Source organism: Paenibacillus sp. 01T424, from assembly GCF_056398745.1.
The window spans coordinates 79,268-102,879 of sequence record NZ_JBFTPZ010000015.1 but is presented as its reverse complement, the minus strand read 5'-3'; the positions used below and the strand labels follow the sequence as shown (position 1 = coordinate 102,879).

Genomic DNA, 23,612 nt, shown 5'->3' with positions numbered 1-23,612 from the left:
GAGAAGATGAGCCAAATCTTGCAAAGCAATCTAGTGATTAAAGCTAAATTAGCCAAAAAAGAAGAGAAGCAGCAAATCTTTTTGGCGATTTATTTATGCTTCTTGCTGGTGCTGACCGTCTACCAGGATTTCCCGTTAGTCAATATAATCGGCGAGATTGGCAGGTCACCCATTATTTTGCTGGTTCCGCTGTTTGTGTTATGCGAAATTGGGCTGCTGGCGAAGCATAAGCGGGTGATGCATGGCAGCATGCTGCAGAAGTATATATTCGGATTTATTTTATATTTGTGCTTTATCAGCATTGCCTATTTGCTAATTCAATTCATTCAAGGCAGCTACAGCTTCGGATCAGAGAGTCTGCTTGGCAAAGCGATAAAGGTACTTATTTATTTTGTGCTCATCCTGCTTTATATCAGGCATATGCAGCTCGTTTTTTCCAAAATTACAAGCTTTAAGACGCTGTATGGTTGCTTCCTTGCAATCGTTACGCTGCTGACGGTCATTATGATCTTGGAGCTTATGAGTATGCCGAACGCCTTCACGTATTTGCATGCAGGGAGCAGCCCTTATTGGAGGGTTCGGATGTTGACCTCGGAGAGCAGCACGACGGGCTCCATCGTGGTCGTATATGCATCCATTTTGGTATATCTGACAAAGTATTTGAACAGCTTCGGCAAGACGCTAACGATCGTTTATGCTTCAGGTTTTTTTCTGTTTTACTTATTTATTACAGGCTCCAAAGGGTTTATGATTATCAGCTTGTTCACGTTAGTCGTGACGATGATTAAGTTTTTGGATTTTCGAAAAAAGAAAAATTTTGTTTTGCTCATCTCAGTCGTTCTGGCCATGTATATGTTCATCACTAATTTTTCTGCGGGGCTGGTCAGCTCGTTCAGTAATGACATCGAAAACTACACATCTTCCTACACGCGTATGGGAACGATCATCATCGCGCTGATTACGGTGTTTCACAATCCGCTCGGGGTTGGCACAGGAGCATATCTCATGTATTTCGATAAGTATGTGAATGATTCGATCAGCATGATGTCCCATTTCTATTACAATACATTTGGCATCAGCCAAATTAATGCGGGGGAGCTGTTGCAATATTCGGGCTCGGACAAAAACTTAGGCGTCAAATCGGGCTTTTTCCAATGGATTATGTTTGGCGGGCTCTTCGCAGTTGTGTTCTTTTATCTGCTTGCCAAAAACCTGATCGTCAAAGTGAAATCCAGCTCTATATTATTTCTTGCTTTAGTTTTTATCTTATTTTCAATGCTTCTTGTTTCCTTGGAGATTAAATATGAGATATGGCTGCTATTTGCTTTTATTAGCCTTTATTTAGGCAAAAACGATATAGATCAACCAAAAAGGTCGGGGGTATCCAAATGAAGATGCTTGTGGTGTGCAGTGATTTTCCCTATCCCGCCGATCATGGCGGAAGGGTAGACACATGGGGGAGAATCAAGGTGCTCGCGGAGCTTGGCTGGAAGATCCACTTGCTCGTTTGCGGCAAGCAGATGCCATCTAAGGAAGATATGGACACAGTATATAATTACGTGGAAGAGATCACGTTATGTGATCGAAGAAGCAAGCTGGCTGATCTGCTGCATGTTATTCCGATGCAGGTGCAGTCGCGCAGCGAGTTAAGTAATGTAGAGCTGGCAGGAGATTACGATTATGTACTTCTTGAAGGCGACTATGTGTATCCGGTTTTGCAAAATCCAAAGATCAAGCATGATACGGTTATCCTGCGGGTGCATAACGATGAAGCGGTCTATTTCAAGGCGCTAGCCAATAGCACCAAAAACGTCGTTCACAAAATGTATTACCACATGGAGAGCCGCAAATTCACGATTTTGCAAAAAAAAATGCTGGAGAAGGTGGATAAATACTTGTTTATATCGAGCAAGGAATTTGAAAGCTTCCGCAAACAGCATCCTGCTGCAAAAAGCTTGTTCCTTCCGCCTCCGGTTACGAAGGTCAACTTCGAAGCTAGTGATTTTCGCAGTAAGCATGTCGTGTTCATTGGTTCCCTATTTATGCCGAACAACCGAGAAGCAATTCAGTGGTATCTGGAGCATATCCACCCGCTGATGCTGAAGGAGCCGGACTATAAGTTCATAATAGCAGGGAACAGCAGAAAACAGAGCCTCAGCTGGCTCGAGAGCTACAACCTAAAGAATGTCATTGTACATGATACGCCAAAGAGTTTGGATGAAATATACCGAAGCGGCTATTTATTCGTTAACCCGATGCAGAACGGAGCGGGCGTCAAGCTGAAGACGATTGAAGCGATTCAGAACGGCTTGCCGGTTATTTCCACCTCCATCGGCTACGAGGGAACAGGACTTGTAGATAACGAGCATATCATGGTCGCTGATCGGCCGGAGCAATTTTATGGGAAAATCAAGCAGTTATTCGATGATCCGCACAGGGCAAAATCATTGCTGGAGTCATCGCAAAGCTTCTTGCGCACCCATTACAATCACAAAGAAGTATTGAAAACCTATATGCAATCCTTGGACGTCAGTTATCCAGTAAAGCAGGTGCTCTAATATGAGTCGAAGTAAAACGAATGTGTTGTTTGTTACCCACGCGGATAAGAAGGGCGGCGCTGAGCAAAGCCTGATCCATCTCATCAATTATTTGGACACGTCAAAATATCGGATTTTCTTGTTAAGCCCTCGCGATGCGGCGTATCTAAATGAAATTAGATCGGATTATGTTCATTTTCCGCTGCAGCTGGGCAGCATTAAGAAAAAACTAGGCTTAGGTTATATCGAAACGGTGCTTAAGATTCAGTCCTTTGTTCGTAAAAATCGCATCGACATCGTTCATGCCAACGGCTGGCGCGCACCTTGGTACACAGCTCCGCTAAAGTTTATGACGAAGTCAAAGCTGATCTGGCATCATCGCGACTATACCCATTTGCGTATGTTCAACCAAGTGCTGCCTAAATTTTTTGATCAGGTAATATGCATTTCGCATTTTGTAGCCAATTCGATTCAGGGCAGCAACAAGACGATCATTTATAACGGTGTTGATCCAGAGCTTGCTTTGACGAGAAAGAGCAGAGCCTTTATGGAGGATGATACACTCGTCATCGGCACGTTCGGCCGGATTGTGGAATGGAAAAGATACCATCTCATGATCGAGGCAGTGAAGAAACTGAGCGACAGCAATCGGAACAATTGGAAGCTGCTCATCGTGGGCGATGCATCCGTTGACGGATCGGATGACTATTACAATGACATGATCCAAAAGGTGCTGACCTACGGCTTGGAGCATCATGTGGTCTTCTATGGCTACAGCAAAAAACCGCTAGATGTGATGAAGGAATGTGATTTAACGATAAACTTCTCCCTTAACGAACCGTTTGGCAGAGTCATTATTGAATCGATGCTCGTTGAAACGCCAGTTATCGTTGCAGATTCGGGCGGAGCGCCAGAAATTATCCATCATACGAGAGGCGGCTTCATCGTGAAGGACGGCGATGTGGAAGAGCTGTATCAGACGATGAGAAGCGTCTACGATGGGGAAGTTGATTATGAGGAACTATCAAGCCAAGGTTATGCAAGCGTAATGAGCGACTTTAATATGAGCTCCATTGCGAAGAAGGTGGAGTCGACATATCGTGAGCTGCTTGCGCCAAACTTAAAATCGGAAGCGGCAGGCGGGATGGTCAGATGAGCACCGTATATAATCGATTAAGCTTCGGCAAGCTCATGGCTGTATTAAAAGGGGCTGCCATACTGCCAATCAAGGCGAGTTCAGTTGGCAGGCTTGGCCGTATTTCCGGAAAGCTGGCCTTGCGAAACAAAGGGCGGTTCATCGTTGGGAAAAATGTTTCCTTCCATGCGAAGCCGCTGCCTTCTTCGGTTACCGTAGAGAAGCAGGCGGAGCTTTGGGTAGGGGATAATGTGTTTTTTAATTATGGCCTCGACATTGGCTGCACGAAGTCGATCCGAATTGGCAGCAACACGATTATCGGTCCGATGGTGAACATTATCGATACGAACTTCCACCCCGTAGATATGGAAGACCGAGCTGGCAGCAAGGACATCGTCATTTCGGACAATGTGTGGATTGGACGCGGAGCTGTTATTTTGCCTGGCGTAACGATTGGCAGCGGTTCAGTCATAGCTGCAGGCAGCATCGTAACGCGGGATATTCCGGATAATGTGCTGGCAGGCGGTGCACCCGCAAAGATTATTCGCGAGCTCCAGATTACGAAGGAATGGGTTCGCAGATATAACTAAAGGGAGCGTACGGCGATGAAAGTATGGATGTGGCCAAAATCAAGCGAATTGAACTTTTACAATGATTTATTGACCGATTCACTCAGCAGTGCAGGCATGGAAGTGAAGGATTTGCAGCATGGCAAGCTAGCGCTTCAGGTCGGGCAAGCGAAAGCTGGCGACATCGTCCATATTCACTGGATGCATCATGCCTATCAGAATGATAATCTGCTGTTGTTCATGGTGAAATCGATCATATTTATAATGACGATGATTTATTTGAAGTTGCGAAAAGTGCAGCTGGTTTGGACGATTCATAACCTGTATCCGCATCAGGTTAAGTTTAAGCGGCTGGAGCGTTACATGCGAACGATCATTTGCAAATTTTGCAGCAAGCTGCTGATTGCTTCGGAGTCGATCAAACGTAAGGTTATGATGGAATTCGGAGTGCCGGCTAACAAGCTTTTTGTTGTAAAGCATGGTCATTATCTTGGCGTGTATAAGCCTGCAGGCTTCAACTTCAGAGCGTCTTATGGCATCAGCGAAGAAGCTGATGTTTATTTGTTTTTAGGGGCAATCAAAGCGTATAAGGGTGTCGAGGATTTAATTGAAGCGTTTAATGCGTTCAAAACTCGAAATACCTATCTGATCATTGCGGGCAAAGCGGACAAGCAAATGGAATCCTATTTGAAGCGGGTAGAGGATAAGGAAAACATTATTTTGGACCTGCGCTTCATTCCAAATGAAGCAGTGGCTGACTTGATTAGCGCCGTTGATGTGATGGTGATGCCGTACAAGGAAATTACGACCTCCGGCTCTGCGATACTTGGCCTCTCGTTCAGGAAGCTGATCGTCATGCCTGACAATGATTTTATCGATGAGTATTTTATGGAGGATATGGTCGTGAGCTACAACCCAAGCGATTATAACGGTCTCGAAAATGCAATGAAAGCCGCGTTAAATGTGAAGAGAGAGCATAAGACGCCTAAGTACGAAGAAGTGCTTAAGGAGCTCGACTGGAGCGCGATCGCACAGAGGATAAAAAATGTTTACCAAGGATGGGGATAAAGGATGAAGGTAACGGTGGCCATCTGCACCCATAACCGGGCGAAGGATACGGGAGAGGCAATAGAGAGCGTAATCGCTCAAAGCTTTGAGCGGGAACAAATCGAGATTGTTGTAATCGACAACAGATCAACAGACAATACGGCTGAAGTGGTAGGCAAGCTTGCATATCGGTATGGTCCAAGCATTCGGTATATTTTTGAGAACAAGCTTGGTTTGTCGGTAGCCCGCAATCGAGCGATTAAGGAAGCAAACGGTGAATTCATTTTATTTTTGGATGATGATGCGTTGGCTTCGCGGGACTGGGTGCAGCATATTGTGAACGTATTCGAAAGCGATCCGGCGATTGGCTGTGTAGGCGGCAAAATTGATCCGATCTGGGAAGCGGCTGAGCCGGACTGGATTCCAGAGGAGCATCGCTCGGTATTCACGATTCTTGATTATGCAAACGTTGTGAAGGAAATGCCTGCACCGTCCATTCCATATGGCGCAAACGTTGCGTTTCGGGCAAGCGTCTTTCATAAATATAAGCCGTTCCGAGAGGATCTTGGGCGGGTAGGCACAAACCTGCTTTCAAGTGAGGAAAGTGAGCTTATCGCACGAATTCGTGAAAGCTACAAAGTATTTTATACGCCATATGGATCCGTTCAACACAAAATTGCCAAGGAGAGAACGACAAAAAAATGGTTTTTGAAGCGGATCTTCTGGCAAGGCGTGAGCGATGCGGTTAAGCGGCAGGATCGAAGCCTCTTTGCTATCGTAAAACATGTGATCCGAATGATTCAGGCAATCGGAACATCCTTGCTGTCGATTTTTCATTTTAAGAAATTCATCAGTCAAGTCGTGAAAATATGTTATCGCAACGGGTCATTAGTCGGCATTCTGCGCTATAACGGTAGGGGTTGACGGAAAGCTATGGCACAGCTTGCTATTTCAAAAGCGTGGAGAGGCAACGGCCTCGTTCAAACGATTATGCGCACGAGTGCAACGAACCTGCTAGTCATGGTTATCAGCACGCTGACGTCCATCGTGACGGCGCGTATGTTCGGTGTTGTTGGCAAGGGCGAATTTTCAGCCATTTTGTTTTGGCCAACGCTTCTCGCGGGTCTTGTTGGCTTCGGCCTGCCGACCTCTCTTATTTATAATATGAAGCAAAACAAAGGCAGCGGCAGCGATTTTGTTAGAGCGGGTTTTCTATTTCAAATTCCGGTCAGCATCATCATTGGCGTGGTCGCGTGGGTATGGCTGCCGGTATGGCTTGGCAACTATCCTGCTGACATCATTCAAATTACGAGATGGTATACGGTACTCATGTTGCCGATTCTGCTCGCTATCAATTTAATATCTGCGCTGGCGCAAAGTACTGGCAAGTTTAACATTTATAACGGTGTGCGCTTATTGGTTCCGCTGTGCAATCTGGTTGGGCTCTTGGGGTTATGGGCGATTGGTGATTTAAGCCTGCATAATGCTTCGCTTGTATTTCTCGTAACCAGCGTGCTTGTCGTTTCATGGTCACTCTATAGTTTAAGAGAAACGCTTCAGATGAACTGGTTGAAGGGACTCGGCAATCGGCTGGCAGCGAAAGCGTTATTTGGCTATGGCAGCAAAGTGTTCGGAGTGGAGCTTCTCGGCACGCTTTACACACAGTTTGACAAGCTTGTCATTCTATCGATGCTGACAGCTAGAGAACTGGGGTTGTATACGGTCGTTTATGCGCTGTCCCGCGTATTCAATGTCGTACAGATGGCGATTACGAACGTTGTGTTCCCGAAGGTTACCGGCATGGAGAAGTCAGCCATCATCGCAACGGTAGGCAGGGCTTTTCGGTTATCGATGCTGCTGATGACGATTGTCGTCATCCCGAGCATGTTCATCGGGCGTTATCTGATGGGCATCCTGTTCGGAGCGCCGTTCCTTGAAGCAAGCGGGGCCTTCTATCTGCTGTCGTTCGAATGCATTCTCGGCGGGGGCTCATGGATCTTGGCATCCTCGTTTAATGCGATGGGCCGTCCAGGGCTGGTGCTTGTCCGCCAGCTTATTGCCTTAGCGGCAACCATCGGATTGTTTTTTCTGTTTACACCCTTGTATGGGCTAAATGGAATTGCACTTGCTTTATTAATCGGTGCAGTCATTCGTTTAGTAGTGACGTTGGCCTCGATGAGAATTATTTTCCAAGTAAAGCTATCAGGGATGTTGTTTGATAAAAATGATTTCCGTTTTTTAATTGAGCGTTTGAAAGACAAAAAACAACGTAAAGGAGCGCGTTGATATGCAAGTTGAAGCACAGGTACATCCGATGGAGGGGCTCAAAAAGATGCTTCTCCGAATTACGAAGGTGATACCACCGGGTTCAAGCATTTATTATATCGATTATCCCGTTTACAACAATGGCGGCGATTTGCTCATTATGAAGGGTGCAGAGGCGTTTTTTAAAGACAATCATATCCGCGTGGCTGCGCGTTATAGCGTTCTTGATTTTCCAGACAAGCTGACCATTCCGAATGATCAAATTATCGTGCTTCAAGGCGGAGGCAACTTTGGTGATTTGTACCCGGTTCATCAGAAGCTGCGGGAGAAAATCGTAAAGGATTATCCTAATCACCGAATTGTACTGCTGCCGCAGACGATTTTCTTCGAGAAGGAAGCGGAGTATGATCGCACGGCGCGTATTTTTAACGCGCATAAGGATGTTCATCTTTTTGTACGGGATACGCTGTCCTATGGGATAGCAGCTCAAAAATTTGATAAATGCTGCGTATACTTATCGCCGGATATGGCACATCAGCTGTGGCCGATTTTGCCCAAAAGCAGCCCCGGCAAGGAGCTGCTCTGCTTCTTCCGTACCGACATCGAGAAGACAAGCGAGCAGGCGAGCTTTGAACTGGCAGGGAGAGGCGATTATTTGGACTGGGCTTCCCTATACAATCGCGTCGAGAAAAAATCAATTAAGATGATCGGGCAAATGATGACAAAAAGCGGTGTCCCTCTGCCGATGCAGGCGATATGGGGCAAGTACTCCGACTATCTCGTAGACAAAGCGGTCAAGCGCTTCAGCGGCTATCGCATCGTGCAAACCTCTAGGCTGCACGGGCATATATTATCCTGCTTGATGGACAAGCCTAATACGCTGCTCGATAACTCATATGGCAAAAACTCGAATTACTACAATACATGGACCAGCGGGATCAAGTCAGCGCAGCTGGTGGTGAAGAACGAAGCATAATGATCTTGGCATATCGAAGAGAGTAAGTGCGAATCGAATCACCGTATCATAAAAACGATTAGGAGGAATCAACATGAAGATTGTTCTTCTATCCGGAGGCTCGGGCAAGCGGCTGTGGCCGTTGTCGAACGAATCGAGATCCAAGCAGTTTTTGAAGGTGCTAAAAGACGAGAGCGGCGAGCGTGAATCGATGGTTCAGCGCGTATGGGGACAAATCACGAAGGCGGGTTTACGCGAGCATGCTTACATCGCAACAAGCAAGCCGCAGGTAGATATGATTCACAGCCAGCTCGGAAGCGAGATTGAAGTGATCGTCGAGCCGGAAAGAAGGGATACCTTCCCTGCTATCGCGCTCGCAGCAACCTATTTATATTCGGTGCAAGGCGTAAGCTTGAATGAAACAATCGTTGTCATGCCAGTTGATCCCTACGTGGAGCAATCGTTTTTCCATAAGACGAAGGAGCTTGAGCTGGTTTTGAATAAATCGGGAGCAGATTTAGCGCTTATGGGCGTGAAGCCAACATATCCTTCGGAAAAATACGGCTATATCGTTCCTGAGCTTGCAGCTGAGGCGAACAATTATGTCAATGTAAACAGCTTTAGAGAAAAACCCCGCGAAGAAGAAGCGGCAGCCATGATTGAGCAGGCTGCACTTTGGAACTGCGGGGTTTTTGCATTCAARCTTGATTTTCTCATTAACATTCTGATTGCTAATGAACTGCCGATTCAATACGACGAGATGCTGAAGCAATACGGGAAGATGCCGAAAAACAGCTTTGACTATGAAATCGTAGAAAAGTCCAATCATATCGTGGCATTGCCATATGAGGGCGATTGGAAAGACCTTGGAACTTGGAACACCTTGACCGAGGAAATTGAAACGCCGCTTATTGGAAAAGGGATTATTTCGGGAGATTCAACGAACACGCATGTCATTAATGAGCTCGACATCCCGATTACGCTGCTGAATGTATCGAATGTCATTGTAGCGGCGAGTCCGGACGGAATTTTGGTGTCGGATAAAGCGGCTAGTCCTATGATCAAGGAGGTCATGAAGCATTCCGACCAGCGTCCGATGTATGAGGAGCGTCGTTGGGGCCGCTATCGTGTGCTTGATTATTTGAAATATCCCGACGGCAAGGAAGTGCTGACTAAACGAATATGCGTTGCGCCAGGACGTAACTTAAGCTATCAATATCATCTGCTGAGAGACGAGGTATGGACGATTGTTGCCGGACATGGCGTCATGGTGCTGAATGGTCGAAGCTTTGAAGTGAAATCAGGCGATGTGCTAACGATATCGAAAGAAAGCCTTCATAGTCTGCGCGCAGAAACAGAAATGGACATTATCGAAATTCAGACAGGGACGGAGCTTATAGAAGAGGACATCGTCCGGCTTGCCTTCGATTGGAATGAGATTATGCAAATATGCACCGTATAAATAAATCATTCAATGAAGGAGCGAATAGCATGAACATCACGGTTATTGGAACTGGCTATGTGGGGCTCGTCTCGGGCATTTGTTATGCGGAGCTTGGCAATCGCGTCATTTGCGTAGACAAGGACCCGCGCAAAATTGAGACACTAAACGCTGGCGGCATTCCGATCTATGAGCCAGGCCTCAAGGAGCTCGCAGCGTCGAACCGAGCAGCAGGAATGCTGACCTTCACGACTGATTTGCGAAGCGCGGTACAGCAATCGGACATTATCATTTTGGCGGTAGGAACACCGCCGCTGCCAAATGGCGAGGCTAATCTATCTTACATTGACCAAGCAGCCATAGAGATTGCTAAGGCGATGAACGGTTATAAAATCATAGCGGTAAAAAGCACTGTACCCGTTGGAACGAATGAACGTCTAGCAACCGTCATCGCCTCCCACACGAGTGAGTTGTTTGACAGTATCTCGCTGCCAGAGTTTTTGCGCGAGGGCTCGGCGATACAAGATACGCTGCATCCCGATCGCATTATTATTGGAGCCAGCTCACAAAGCGCAGCAGAAATTATGAAGCTGCTTCATATTCCCTTAACGGAACAAATCGTCATTACGGATATTCGCAGCGCTGAAATGATTAAATATGCGTCCAATGCATTTCTAGCTACCAAAATATCATTTATCAATGAGATCGCTAATATTTGCGAGAAGGTAGGCGCAGATGTAACGAAGGTAGCTGAAGGAATGGGTTATGACAAGCGAATTGGCCCATCATTCCTAAAAGCGGGAATCGGCTACGGGGGCTCTTGTTTTCCTAAAGATACAAGCGCCTTAATTCAAATTGCCGGACATGTTGATTATGAGTTCAAGCTGCTGCGCTCGGTAGTAGAGGTCAATCAGGATCAACGCTTTAACGTCATTCGYAAGCTGGAGACGATATTTCAAGGTGAGCTTTCAGGCAAGACGATTGCAGTATGGGGGCTTGCATTCAAGCCGAATACCGATGATGTGCGCGATTCGCCAGCATCGGAAATTATTCAACATTTGGTGGACAACGGCGTTAAGGTCAAGGCTTATGACCCTATTGCGACTGACAACTTCCGCACTTTATATGAAATTAGCGGTGTTGAATGGTGCGAGGACGCGATGGAAGCGGCAAAAGATGCGGATGCGCTTTGCTTGCTGACAGAGTGGGAGGAGTTCTCGCATGTTGACCTTGGACTGCTTCAACAAGTATTAAAGAGTCCGATTCTGATTGACGGCCGCAATGTTTTCGAAGAGGAGCATTTGGTTGGTACTGAATTTGTTTATTACTCCGTAGGCCGCCCTAGCCTTAATCAAGGCGTAAAGCAGCAAATACCTGTATTACAATTTTAAACCAAACTAATGACCAGAGGTGAATGAAATGACGTTTCGAAAAAAAGTAACCTTATCTGCGCTGGCGATCTCTATGCTTACAGCATCGCTAGGCGGATTGCCGCTCAGCCAGAAAGGGCTGACCGAGAAGCTGGGATTTGTTCAAGCGGCGAGTGCCGCAGAAGCTGCGCTGCCTTCAAGCGTGTTTTTGGAGCGTATGCAGGCTCTATATGCAGCACTAGCAGCTGGGGACAAGAAGGACATGCAAGAGGTTAAAAATTTGCGAGATGAAATTGCCGGTTTGGATGAAGCAACAAATCAGCAGCTGATCGATCCGATTTGGACCAAAATTAGCGAGAAGCTTCCTGAGTCTGCCGATAAAGCAGAACTTAAAGCGAGCCTGTTCCGGTTGATCAAGGCTGTAGGCTCCTTCCGTTACGACCCTGAAGCCTCTGATTTGGAGGCTATTCGCACGAATCCAGAGTTTCGTGCAACGTTAAAGACGATTGCAGCTGCCGGCGGTGACGAGAACATCCGATTAGAAGACTTTCTTGTCTTTATGTTTGGCGATGGCAGCAACCGTAAAGGCGTGGAAGGAACGATTGGCAGCCTGATCGCGGAGAAGTCTCCGGAGGAGCTGATTTTGCTGCTTGGCAATAAGCAGGGCATTGTAACGGTTCTTCTTCAAGCGATGGAGAAGCTGATGGGTGAGACAAAGGAGTACAAGTTCAGCTCTATTTTGAAAAATTTAGGCGTGACGCCGCAGGATGTAAGAGCGACCGTACAAAACTTCCAGGTGAAGCTTCAGAAGGACGAGCCTGCGATCAGCGCGATGACTGTGGCGTATATTCGATCAAGCGTGAAGTCAAGCGTGAAAATAGACTACACCGGTCGTGTGCATTCGTATAGTTTAAATGTGTTCGGCGTATATCTTTTCCCACAAGTGCTGCAATGGTCAAAGGTATCCGGCGATTCTAATGTAAAGGTATTGCCTACGGGTGTCGTAACTATACCGGATGCTGCGAAAACCGGCACAGCTGTTATTCAGGCTAAGCTTATTAATCCATACGGTGGCTCGGCGAAAGTCATATTTGAGCAAGAGGTAACCTTAAACGCTGCAATTTCGCATGAGACCGAATTTCCTGTAGAGTCATTCCTTGCGCGGATGAATAAGCTGCATTCTGCTCTAGCAGCAGGAGATCCAGCAGATATTGGGGCTGTTCGCAATTTGCGTGATGAGCTTGCCGGGCTGGACTTTGCTAAGGATCACAATTTAATTGATCCGATTTGGAAGAAGATTACGGCTAAGCTGCCCGCAGAAGCAGACCAAGCAAAGCTGAAGGCTGTTTTATTCAATATGGTTAAGGAAATTAGCTTGATTCCATATGACCCGCAGGCTGCAAGTTTAGAGGAGATTCGCAAAAATCCAGAATATCGTGCTGTGTTAGCTGAGCTTGGAGCAGCCGGAGGCGGCGAAACTAGCTTTGTAATAGACGATATTCTCATGTTTTTATTTGGCGATGGTGGTGTTATTCCAGGTGTAGATGGTGCTATAAGGCAGAAGCTTGCCAGCCTGTCACCGACTCAGCTGCTGCAGTTGATTGGAGATAAGCAAGCGATTTCCACACTGCTGCTCCAGAAGACAGAGGAGCTGCTAAGTGAAACCGGCAATTATAAGTTCAGCTCCGTTTTAAGCCAGTTGGGTGTAACGGCGGAGGAGTCTGCTGCAACCATGCTTAACTTCCAAGCTCGATTGAAGATGGATGAGCCAGCAATTCAAGCGCTAATTATCGCTCATATGCGCTCCGAAGCTGTCGAGGCTGTTAAAATCAGTGAAGACGGCCGTGAGCAAAAATTCAGCTTGAAGGTGTTCGGCGTGGATGTTCCGCCGCTTGCGCTGCGGTGGAGCAAAGTATCTGGAAGCAAAGATGTGAAAGTATCTACTGGCGGTACGGTTACGCTTCCGCGAGGCGTTGCCAGCGGATCGGCGGTTGTTCAAGCGACGTTGATTAACCCATATGGTGGACAAGCTAAAGTTATTTTTGAGAAAGAGGTTACGTTAACAGCTACAAATGGAGAGGGAGAACACTTCCCAGCAGAAGAATTCCTTGAGAGAATGAATAAGCTTCACGCGGCACTGCTTGCTGGAGATCCTTCGGATGTGCAGGATGTACGCAATTTGCGCGATGAGATCGCCAAGCTTGATTTTGCCAAGGATCAATCCCTTATTGATCCTGTCTGGGTCAAGATTGCTCCTAAGCTTCCCGCATCGGTTAATCAAGCGGAGCTGAAGAAGACTGTGTTCCAGATCATTCAGTCTGTAGGCTCCCTGCAATATGATCCAGAAGCGAAGGGACTTGAAGCGATTCGAACGAATCCAGAATTCCGTGCTGCACTGAAGACGATTGCCGCTGCAGGCGGGGTAACAAGCCTCAGCATGGATGATTTCCTCGTTCTGTTGTTCGGTGATGGAGCTGACCGCCTTGGTGTTGAAGGGACCGTTCGCAAAATTATCTCGGATATGAAGCCGCAGGAGATCGCTCAGCTGCTCGGCAACAAGGAAAAAATAAATGCGGTTATTATGGAAGCCATGGGTGAAATTTTATCCAAAAAGGATGATTATGCATTAAGCGAGGCGCTGAACAACTTAGGTGTTAAATCGGCTGATGTACGACTATCTGTTTTTAAATTCCAACTAAAGCTTAAATATGATGAGCGGGCCCTTAACGCATTAACAGTTGCTTATATCCGTTCAGAAGTTATTTCGGCGGTGAAGATTACGGCTAGCGGAAGGCAGCATGAATACAGCTTGAAGCTGCTTGGCACTGTTTTGCCATCCTCGTTCTTGAAATGGAAGAAAGTATCGGGAAGCAAAGATGTCACAGTCGATTCGCGAGGGAAAGTAACGATTCCGAAAAAGGTTGCTAATGGTACGGCTGTTATTCAAGCGACGTTAGTGAATCCATACGGCGGCTCTGCTAAAGTGATTTTCCAGCAAGAGGTGACGCTCGTTAATGAAGATGTCGAAATTGATCCTAAGGCAGAGTTTAAGAGAATAGCTGAAGAATTGGATAGCAAGCTGAACGAGGTTAAGAAAAAGCTGAAAGCAGCGACTAACGATGAGCAGAAGGCACAACTGATCATGGATGTTGTACAGGCTAGAAATGTAGCTGTTGATGAGATCAATAAAGTAAAAACAACGAATGCGCTGAAAAATAAGGCGATAAACGAAACGAAAAGCAAGGTCAACAAATTGCTTACTACCATTATTACGGAAATCATGCGATCTTAACAAAAAGCAGCCAGTCTTCCTTCTCGTCTAAGAGAAAGGAGACTGGCTTCTTTCTATTCAAAACGGAAGGTGGTATGAGCATAATATGAGCAAGCATCATGCAAGGAAGAAACGGCGTCCGCGGCTTCAAAAGCCGGATACGATTAATATTATTTTAGGCTCATTAACGCTTATTCTATTATTTGTGTGGGGCGGTCTCTATTGGAATGAATCCTCACAACAATCACTTATTGTGAATGCGAATGGCGCAGCATTAAACGAGCAAGCACAGCTGAGTGAGGAAGAACTGTATGGGACAGCGCCTGAGAAAACGAGTCCAACTGTAGATGGCGTACCGCCAACGACTGACAAAACCGGCAAACCAGTGGAACAGGTGGCAGGTAAGCCTGCTGGAAGTGGAGGGGAAGCTGTACTGCCGGAGAAAGAGGCGGATAAGCCGGCTGGGGAAAATGAAAATCCCGTTCAGACGACGAAGCCATCAAGTACAACTAAACCGAACAAAGGGACGGAGACGAAGCCGAATGATGGTTCAACGTCAACGCCAACGACAAAACCAAAGCCAACGCCTTCGCCTGATCAGCCAAATGTGCCGGAAACGGAAGCTCCAATTACGTCAACAGAAAAGTATGAGCAGCAGATTGTTCAGATTCAAGCTAAGTGTACGCAGGATATGAATGATGTATTGGCAGGGGCGGAAACAAGTGTTGCACAATTGGATATGTCTGATCCTTACGCGTTTCAGGAGTTAAGCCAGAAATGGATGGATGGGCTTTCGAAGGTGGAAGCGACATGCAGTACGAAAATGCAGGGAATTATTGCACAAGCAGAAAAGGATAATGTGGAGGCAGAAATTACGGATAAGTGGGAGCAAACGTTCAGCGATCTCATGCTGCAGCTTCAAGGGCAATTCGAGGCGAAGCTGCTGCAATTGATGGGCGGTTGAAGCTAAGAACGTTTGGAGTTCCTTATTTTAATCAAATATAGATATAGTGAATAGATCATCCATCCTTTGGCAAGGTGCGATCACGGAGTACACGTTCGAGCAAGTTGCGAATTAAATCCAGATCGTCCTTTTCCAAAGGAACCCCATCCCAGTGCAGCTGTTCATAATTCAAATATTCCTTCGCATTATGATTGAGCTCGATTGGCGGCTCAGGATAATCAGTAAGCCCAAGAAGATAATCAGCGGAAGTGCGCAGCTTGCGTGAAATAGTTTGAATGGATTCAAGAGTCGGCTGTCGATAGCCGGATTCATAGCCTGCATAGGTGCTTTTCGCAACTCCTAAATAATCAGCAACTTCTTGCATCGTTAATTTCCTCGATTTACGCAGCTGTTTAAGGCGCTTCGCAAACATCAATATCCCCCTCTCCAACGTCACAAAGTCTATTTTAAATGATCATATTGCTTGCAAGGTAAATGCACACATAATTATATCATGTTTTCCAATTGCATGTACAAATCAGAACACTAGCTTGTTGTAAGCAACCTTACAGCCGCCAAAAGTCCCTCTCCGACTGCGAATTGACTCCATAAGCACATCTATGTGCTTATAACCACCAAACTCATGATACTTCAAGGCTCTAAGAACATATACGTGCTAACAGCCAATTTAGATCACTATTTCAACGCTGGTTTTACTCCATAAGCACATATATGTGCTTACAGCCGCCAAACTCATGATACTTCAAGGCTCTAAGAACATATACGTGCTTACAGCCACCATAAATCCCCACTCCAACGGCCCACCTAACTCTATAAGCGCATATATGTACCTACAGCTACCAAACTAACATAACTTTAAGGCTTTTAGAACACCGACTTGCTTACAGTCGCCTTCACTAATCAACAACCCTGTATGCCGCCGCCGAAGTCTGTCGTTTTTGCAAAAGCTGCCTAAATACACGGATATTTGAACAATCATTATGGTTTTTTCTAATGAAAGCGCATTCTTTATAAGAGTACTATTAAGAGGTAAATATTTCTTGCCAAAAATTTTGCATGATTGCTAGAAACGTTTACAGCTTATTTTAGCCCATTTATGAAAGGGGAACAAATGCTGAATGAGTAAGCGATTGAAACGGAGCATGTCGTTAGTGTTGGCAGTAGTTATGGTTTTCTGCACGGTTTTTGCTGGATTTACAAATGAGCAAGCAGAGGCCGCGCAAACTGCACAGCCGCAGATGTGGAAGTTTGATTTTGGTTCAGCGCCAGCACCTGCTGGAAGTACAGGCGGTCCTGTTGCGGATGGTTATATCGGAATTACTGGAACGACGCTTTATACACCTGAGAAGGGCTATGGTTTGGATATGAATCTTGCTTCTCGTTTTCGAGGGGCAGAATCACCGGATAACGTAATTAATGATTTTGTTTTGGGAGGAACAAATGTTCCTTTTGTATTCAAAGCGGACATACCTAATGGCAACTATAAGGTCACGCTTTATTCCGGTGATCTTCTTCAAACGACTTCTACCTACAAAACGAAGGTAACGATTGAGGATGTAGCCGGGGAATCTATCAACTCTCGCAGAGCTGTAGAGAGCAAGGTTTATAATGCTTCAGTCGCAGATGGACAACTAAATATTCAACTGACAGGCGATGGAACATTCAGTGTATTGAACGCTGTTATTATCGAGCAAGTACTTCCTTCTGCGCCAGAAGGACTCATGCTGACGAGTATAAGCGCAAGCGGAGTTTCAATGAAATGGACAGCTGTCACGGATGCAGTTTACTACCATGTATACCGTACGACTGGCGGCAGTGAGCCAAGTGAGCCAATTGCTGAGCAAATCAAAGAAACGAGCTATTCCGATGCTAATGTAAGTGTTGGGGACAGCTATACGTATTATGTTTCGTCCGTCAATGCCTTTGGCCAGCAGTCGCCTTTAAGTACAGCTAGCGAGGCTGCCTTGATTCCGATGCCGCAGTCTCCTGTTTTTCCCACCAATCTAGCAGTTACCGAAGTGAATGCCGCCTCTACTCGGCTTGCTTGGGGCGCTTCTGTTGGAGCGGCGGACTATGTCGTATATCGTTCGGATGCAGTGGATGGGACGTATGCTGAGATTGGCCAATCAGCAGCATCGTCGTATATCGATCAAACAGCGAATACCGCTATCGTGCAATATTACAAAATAAAAGCACGGAATGGACAAGTCTTGTCCGACTTCTCGGCTTACGCGGCAAGCACCGTGTATGTGCCGCCGGTTGTCTTGCCGGATGGAGATGTAAAACGTTTTGATTTTGGAAAAGGTTGGGCAGCCGATGGTTATGTTTCCGTTTCCTCTGCTGCTGCTTATTCTGCGGAGCGAAAATACGGATTCGGTGATCCGGCAAAGGTAAGCTTCGTCGACCGCGGCACAGCGGATGCGCTGCGCTCGGACTTCAGCATCGTAAAGGACACATCCTTCATTGTGGATCTGCCGAATGCAGATTACACCGTGTCTCTTATTGCAGGGGATCTGAATGACGTAACAGATATTTCAATTACGGTCGAGAACATGGAAAAGGTAAAACGACTGGACGGCAATGCGGTTAGGCCAGCAGGTCAATTTCTTGAAATGAGCTTTGATATTGCGCTGGTAGACGGGCAGCTGAACTTCGAGTTTGCGGGTACTGCTCCAAAAATCAACGCGCTCGTCATTACGAAAAAAGCAGAGCGTACACCAGGCGAGCTGCCTACTATTTATCTTGCAGGTGATTCTACAGTACAAACGTACGATCCGTACTGGCTTCCACAAGCGGGCTGGGGACAAATGATTCCAAGCTTTTTCTCTGAAAATGTTATTTTCAAAAATCATGCGATCGGCGGTCGTAGCACCAAAAACTTTATATCCGAAGGCCGCTTGGACGAGGTGCTGAGAGCTATTAAGCCGGGCGATTATTTCCTCGTGCAATTTGGTCATAATGATGCAACGATTAGCGTTCCGGATCGTTATGCATCTCCAGCTGATTACAAAAACTATTTGAAAACGTATGTAAACGGCGCGAAGCAGCGCGGAGCAACGCCAATTCTTGTGACGCCGATGGGCAGGCGCAGCTTCAACGCCGAGACTGGAAAGTTTAACGTCAGCTTCCCAGAATACGTGCAAGCGATGAAGGAAGTGGGGCAGGAGCTTGACGTTAACGTGGTTGATTTGAGCACGCTGAGTATTGCGTATTACGATTCAATCGGTCCAGCAGCAACGTTATCCGTGTTCCTTCATACGCCAGCTGGTGTATACGGAGCATTCCCGAATGGCTCCGCTGATGATACGCATTTCCAAGAATATGGCGCCATCCAGCTCGCGCGTATGCTCTCGGCAGCGATCAAGCAGCTGGATTTGCCTCTGGCTCAATCCGTAAAAGAAATTGAATTGCCAGCAAACGTGCCAGCTAAGCCGACCAGCCTTGTCGCTGGAAGCATAAGCAATGCAGGAGCATTGCTCAAATGGGACAAAACAGCAACAGCTGATATTTACAAAATCTATCGCAAGCTTTCCTCAGAGCCGGATAGCGCGTATGCCATGATTGGTACTTCTACACTTCCGACGCTGAATATGGGCGGCCTTGTTGAAGGGAACAGCTATCATGTTTATGTGACAGCAGTGAATGGCAAAGGAGAGTCTGCGCCATCCGATTCCATCTTTATTCAAACGAAATCGGCATTGTACAAATATGATTTCGGAACGATTGGCGGTGTAGTTGAGGCCGGTTATACCGAGGTTACTCGCAATACGATTTACACCGCTGAACGCGGATATGGCATAACGGACAGCACAGGTATGATAGATCGCGACCGCGGAGCGGGTACGGATGCGCTCAGACGAGACTTTGTTGCTTATTTTGGCAATAGCTATGAATTCAAAGTAGACCTGCCAAACGGTTATTATTCAGTCAAAACCTATACGGGGGACTGGATCGGGTCAACGAAAACGAATATTTATATTGAAAATAAGGATTATGGCACGGTATCATCGGGCAAGGAAAATATTGCTGAACGGGTGTTCAACATGATTGCCGTTAAGGACGGCCAGCTGAACATGATCCTCAGCGGCCAGACTGCTCATTTGAATGGAGTTGAAATAACACCGCTGCTTCTAGCGCCTACGAAGCTAGAGCTAAACGATCTTGATTTGAGCAGCAATCCAATTAAGGCGGAGCTTTCATGGACGGGAGTTGCGGATGCTGTAAAATATCATGTTTATCGCAAGGCTACTGTCGCAAGCAGCGCTGAGCTGCTAAGCGTGACGACGCAACCAACGTTTATTGATACAAGCGCGGATGTTGGCCTTGAGTACGTATATTCGGTGTCGGCAATAGACAATACCGGATTTGAGTCGGTGACATCTAATTTCCTACAGGTGTCCATGATTGATCCGAATGTGGAGAAAGCAGCGATTCCATCTGGCCTTGCGCTTGCTTCCATTCACAAAAACGATATCAGCTTCACTTGGGATGCCGTTCCACAGGCAAGAATGTACAATGTGTATCGCGCCAAAGAAGCGAATGGCCCTTATACGTTGATTGGAAAGTCATCTACGGCAGCTTATACCGACAACACCGTTTTGACGACGATTCCTTATTACTATAAAGTGGCCTCTGTCAATGAGGGCGGCATTTCTGAGCTGTCGGGTGCTTTGGAGACGCAGGCAATTACAACGCTTGTTCGTGCAATGGAGTATCTGGATCGTTCGCCTGTCGCCATTAAGACGGAGAACGGCAACTATTTGGGATGGCGTATGTTAGGACTTGATCCAGAGTCAATCGGCTTCAATGTTTATCGTGACGGCGTCAAGCTTAACGATGAGCTAATCACGAAGAGCACGAACTATGTGGATACGGTGGGTACAGATACATCCTCGTACCATATTAGATCGGTGCTGAGCGGTGTTGAGCAGGCGGCGACAAGCAGCTTCGGCGTTTGGCAAAAGCAGTACAAATCAGTGCCGCTGCAGAAGCCAGCCGATGATTATACGAAGGACGGACAGCCGTACTCGTATTCAGCGGGTGACGCTAGCGTTGGGGATCTCGACGGTGACGGTAAATATGAGATTGTCATGTTATGGTCGCCATCCAACAGCAAAGACAATTCCCAAGCCGGTTATACGGGCATTGTGTATATGGATGCTTATAAGCTAGACGGCACGCGGCTATGGCGCATTAATCTCGGACCAAATATTCGAGCAGGAGCGCATTATACGCAGTTTATGGTTTATGACTTGGATGGTGATGGACGTGCGGAAGTAACGTTCAAGACAGCAGATGGCACGATTGACGGAACGGGCAAAGCCATCGGTGATCCTAGCAAGGATTATCGCAACAGTACCGGATATGTTTTGCTAGGCAATGAATATTTAACCGTATTCGAGGGCTTAACTGGAAAAGCGCTTGCCACAACAGAATATGATCCGCCTCGCGGTGATGTTGCAGCGTGGGGAGATACTTACGGCAATCGGGTAGACCGTTTTCTAGCAGCGGTCGCGTATCTTGACGGCGAGAAGCCGAGCTTAGTTTTTAGCAGAGGGTATTACACACGTACGGTGCTTGCTGCTTATGACTATCGCAATGGTCAGCTGACGAAGCGGTGGGTATTTGACTCTAACGATGAAGGAAACGGCTCCTTTGCAGGCCAGGGGAATCACAATTTATCGATAGGCGATTCGGACGGCGACGGCAAAGACGAAATTCATTTTGGCGCGATGGGTATTGATGACGATGGCAAGCCGCTCTACAATACGGGACTTGGTCACGGTGATGCGATGCACTTTGGCGACCTTGACCCTGAACGTCCGGGACTGGAAATATTCGCTGTACAAGAGCATAGCGACTCCCCATACGGGATGGATTTGAAGGATGCGCGTACAGGCGAAATTATTTGGGGGATTCATACCGGCGTAGATACCGGTCGCGGGATGTCAGCGGATCTCGATCCAAGATATTTGGGTGAAGAGATGTGGAGCGCCAATATTGTAAGTAGCGAGCATATCCCGGTTACAGGATTGTACAGCGCCAAAGGCGAGAAAATAACGACGAGCATCCCAAGCTCGACAAACTTTGGCGTATGGTGGGATGGCGATCTGCTGCGCGAGCTGCAGGATTATAATCGCATCGATAAATGGGATTATATGAATGCAAAAACGGTTAATTTATTGACCGCAGTTGGCTCCTCTACAAATAACTCGACGAAAGCGAACTCTAGCTTGCAGGCTGATTTGTTCGGCGACTGGCGTGAGGAGATCATGTGGCGTTCAGAAGACAGCAGCGAATTTAGAATCTACTCTACTGTGGATGAAACTGAATATCGCATTCATACGCTGATGCATGATCCGAACTATCGTTTAGGAGTAGCTTGGCAAAATGTTGCTTATAACCAGCCGCCGCATCCAAGCTTCTATTTAGGAGACGGAATGGCGATGCCAGCAGCTCCAAATATTCAATATATTCAAGTGCTAGTTACCTCGATAACGGTAACAGCGGCAGGGCAAGCCGATTCTGTTAAGGTAGGCAGCACGCTCCAGATGAATGCAGAGGTTCATATGGATACTGCGGCTAACAAAAGTGTTGTTTGGTCAGTTGTGAATGAGGATGGCAGCCCTACTGCTCTGGCAGCAATCGGAACAGATGGCCTGCTTCATGCGACAGCGGAAGGAAAGGTAACCGTCGTAGCGACGGCTGCGGATGGATCGGGTGTAAAAGGGGAGAAAAAAATTACCCTGCTTGCAGATCCAGTCGTTTCACCAAGTCCAACACCGACACCAACACCAACTCCAAGTCCAACACCGGATTCATCGTCGGGTGGAACAGCGCCAACTCCAGCACCTGCTGGCAATCAAGTAACGGTTGAAGCAGTGACAGTGAACGGAAAAGCGACAGCGGTGGTAGAAGCTGCGGATCTCCAAAAAGTGATCGAAGCAGCAGCGAAATCGCTCACCATTAAGGTGAATGCGGTAGGTTCTGCCAAATCAGTAGAGATCAGCATTCGTGGCGGTGCGTTTGCGGGCTGGAATACGAAGGATGAATTATCTTTAACAATTGATACAGGCTCGGCAAAAGTAACCCTTTCGAACAAAGCACTTAAGGGTGCGCTTGGCGCAGGTACAGAAACGCTAAAACTATCAATCGATAGGATGGATACTTCTGGACTCTCCGAGGCTATTCGAGAGAAAGTTGGCGATGGAACCGTCTATGATTTCAATCTATATGTAGGCGATAAGAAAATAAGTGAATTCGCGGGCGGCAAGCATGCACTTGAGATAAGTGTTCCTTATGTGCTTAAGCCAGGTGAGAAGCCGGGCAATGTGGTCGTTTATTATATCGCAGACGATGGCAAATTCGAAATCATTCGCAATGGAAAGTATGATGCAAAAACAGGGATGATCACCTTCAAAACGAATCATTTCAGCTATTATTCTAGCCTATACGCGGCATCTGCATTCACGGATCAGAATCAAGCTTTATGGGCAATCGATCCGATTGAAGCATTGGCAGCGCGCAGCATTGTTAATGGCTATGGAGATGGCAGCTTTCAGCCAAATGGCGAGGTGACACGAGGAGCATTTGTGAAAATGCTGATGCTGGCATTAGAGCTAGAAGACAGTGAAGAAGTAAGCAGCTTTAACGACGTGAAAGCAGGCGCATGGTACGCCAGCTCAATTGCCGCAGCTGAGAAGCTTGGCATAATAAAAGGCAAGTCTGACGGAACCTTTGGCGTCAACGAGCTTATCTCACGGCAGGATATGGCCGTTATGGCCTACCGTGCAGCTGAGGTAGCTGGCTTGAAGCTTGTGAGTGGAAGCGCAATTGCTTTCACCGATCAGGAGGAGATTGCCGATTATGCAGCCAAGGCTGTTCAGGAAATGCAGTCGACAGGCATTCTGAACGGCATGTCGGGTAATACATTTATGCCAAATGGATGGAGTACAAGAGCACAAGCAGCAAAAGTCATTTATTCGATGATGAGCATGCTCGAATAAAATATGTCAACTGAGCAGATCCCTATAGCGAAGGAAAGCCGAATGATTCGGA

Annotated in this window: 14 protein-coding genes; 13 read left to right on the top strand and 1 reads right to left on the bottom strand. The window is 46.8% G+C overall.

Annotated elements, in window-relative coordinates; all coding sequences use genetic code 11:
* The first annotated feature begins 6 nt into the window (after positions 1 to 6).
* The 12 genes from AC1DPK_RS14055 (at position 7) to AC1DPK_RS14000 (ending at position 15,554) form a co-directional block, all read left to right on the top strand.
* Positions 7 to 1,392 (top strand): hypothetical protein, encoded by a 1,386-nt coding sequence (locus AC1DPK_RS14055; RefSeq protein ID WP_441884904.1) that lies wholly within the window; start codon positions 7 to 9, stop codon positions 1,390 to 1,392.
* A complete protein-coding gene (locus AC1DPK_RS14050) occupies positions 1,389 to 2,558 on the top strand; it encodes a glycosyltransferase family 4 protein (protein WP_477510696.1) in 1,170 nt (389 codons plus the stop codon). Before AC1DPK_RS14055 ends, AC1DPK_RS14050 begins: the two co-directional genes overlap by 4 nt.
* A 1-nt stretch (position 2,559) precedes the next feature.
* Positions 2,560 to 3,693 carry a glycosyltransferase gene (locus AC1DPK_RS14045; protein ID WP_477510695.1) on the top strand — a complete coding sequence of 378 codons (1,134 nt, stop codon included), beginning with the start codon at positions 2,560 to 2,562 and terminating at the stop codon, positions 3,691 to 3,693.
* Positions 3,690 to 4,262, top strand: a complete 573-nt coding sequence (locus tag AC1DPK_RS14040; RefSeq protein WP_477510694.1) for a DapH/DapD/GlmU-related protein — start codon at positions 3,690 to 3,692, stop codon at positions 4,260 to 4,262. Before AC1DPK_RS14045 ends, AC1DPK_RS14040 begins: the two co-directional genes overlap by 4 nt.
* 15 nt (positions 4,263 to 4,277) lie before the next feature.
* Complete coding sequence (locus AC1DPK_RS14035; RefSeq protein WP_477510693.1) at positions 4,278 to 5,309, top strand: glycosyltransferase family 4 protein; 1,032 nt, start codon at positions 4,278 to 4,280, stop codon at positions 5,307 to 5,309.
* A gap of 3 nt (positions 5,310 to 5,312) precedes the next feature.
* A complete protein-coding gene (locus AC1DPK_RS14030) occupies positions 5,313 to 6,212 on the top strand; it encodes a glycosyltransferase (protein ID WP_441884894.1) in 900 nt (299 codons plus the stop codon).
* A gap of 9 nt (positions 6,213 to 6,221) precedes the next feature.
* On the top strand, positions 6,222 to 7,574 hold the full coding sequence (locus AC1DPK_RS14025) for a lipopolysaccharide biosynthesis protein (protein WP_339204772.1): 1,353 nt from the start codon (positions 6,222 to 6,224) through the stop codon (positions 7,572 to 7,574).
* Between the two features lies 1 nt (position 7,575).
* Positions 7,576 to 8,529, top strand: a complete 954-nt coding sequence (locus AC1DPK_RS14020; protein ID WP_076269091.1) for a polysaccharide pyruvyl transferase family protein — start codon at positions 7,576 to 7,578, stop codon at positions 8,527 to 8,529.
* A 73-nt stretch (positions 8,530 to 8,602) separates the two neighbouring features.
* The gene (locus AC1DPK_RS14015) at positions 8,603 to 9,970 is read left to right on the top strand and encodes a sugar phosphate nucleotidyltransferase (protein WP_477510692.1); all 1,368 of its coding nucleotides are present in this window, start codon (positions 8,603 to 8,605) and stop codon (positions 9,968 to 9,970) included.
* 29 nt (positions 9,971 to 9,999) lie between these two features.
* Entirely contained in the window at positions 10,000 to 11,340 is a 1,341-nt protein-coding gene (locus tag AC1DPK_RS14010; protein ID WP_076269089.1) for a UDP-glucose dehydrogenase family protein, read from the top strand.
* 28 nt (positions 11,341 to 11,368) lie between these two features.
* The gene (locus tag AC1DPK_RS14005; protein ID WP_477510691.1) at positions 11,369 to 14,611 is read left to right on the top strand and encodes a hypothetical protein; all 3,243 of its coding nucleotides are present in this window, start codon (positions 11,369 to 11,371) and stop codon (positions 14,609 to 14,611) included.
* 85 nt (positions 14,612 to 14,696) lie between these two features.
* Complete coding sequence (locus AC1DPK_RS14000; protein WP_477510690.1) at positions 14,697 to 15,554, top strand: hypothetical protein; 858 nt, start codon at positions 14,697 to 14,699, stop codon at positions 15,552 to 15,554.
* Between the two features lie 55 nt (positions 15,555 to 15,609).
* On the opposite strand, the gene AC1DPK_RS13995 is transcribed toward AC1DPK_RS14000, so the two are convergent.
* Positions 15,610 to 15,966, bottom strand: coding sequence for a helix-turn-helix domain-containing protein (locus tag AC1DPK_RS13995; RefSeq protein ID WP_477510689.1), 357 nt, complete (start codon positions 15,964 to 15,966; stop codon positions 15,610 to 15,612).
* 706 nt (positions 15,967 to 16,672) lie between these two features.
* Here AC1DPK_RS13995 and AC1DPK_RS13990 point away from each other — a divergent pair.
* Complete coding sequence (locus tag AC1DPK_RS13990; protein WP_477510688.1) at positions 16,673 to 23,560, top strand: rhamnogalacturonan lyase family protein; 6,888 nt, start codon at positions 16,673 to 16,675, stop codon at positions 23,558 to 23,560.
* Positions 23,561 to 23,612 lie beyond the last annotated feature (52 nt).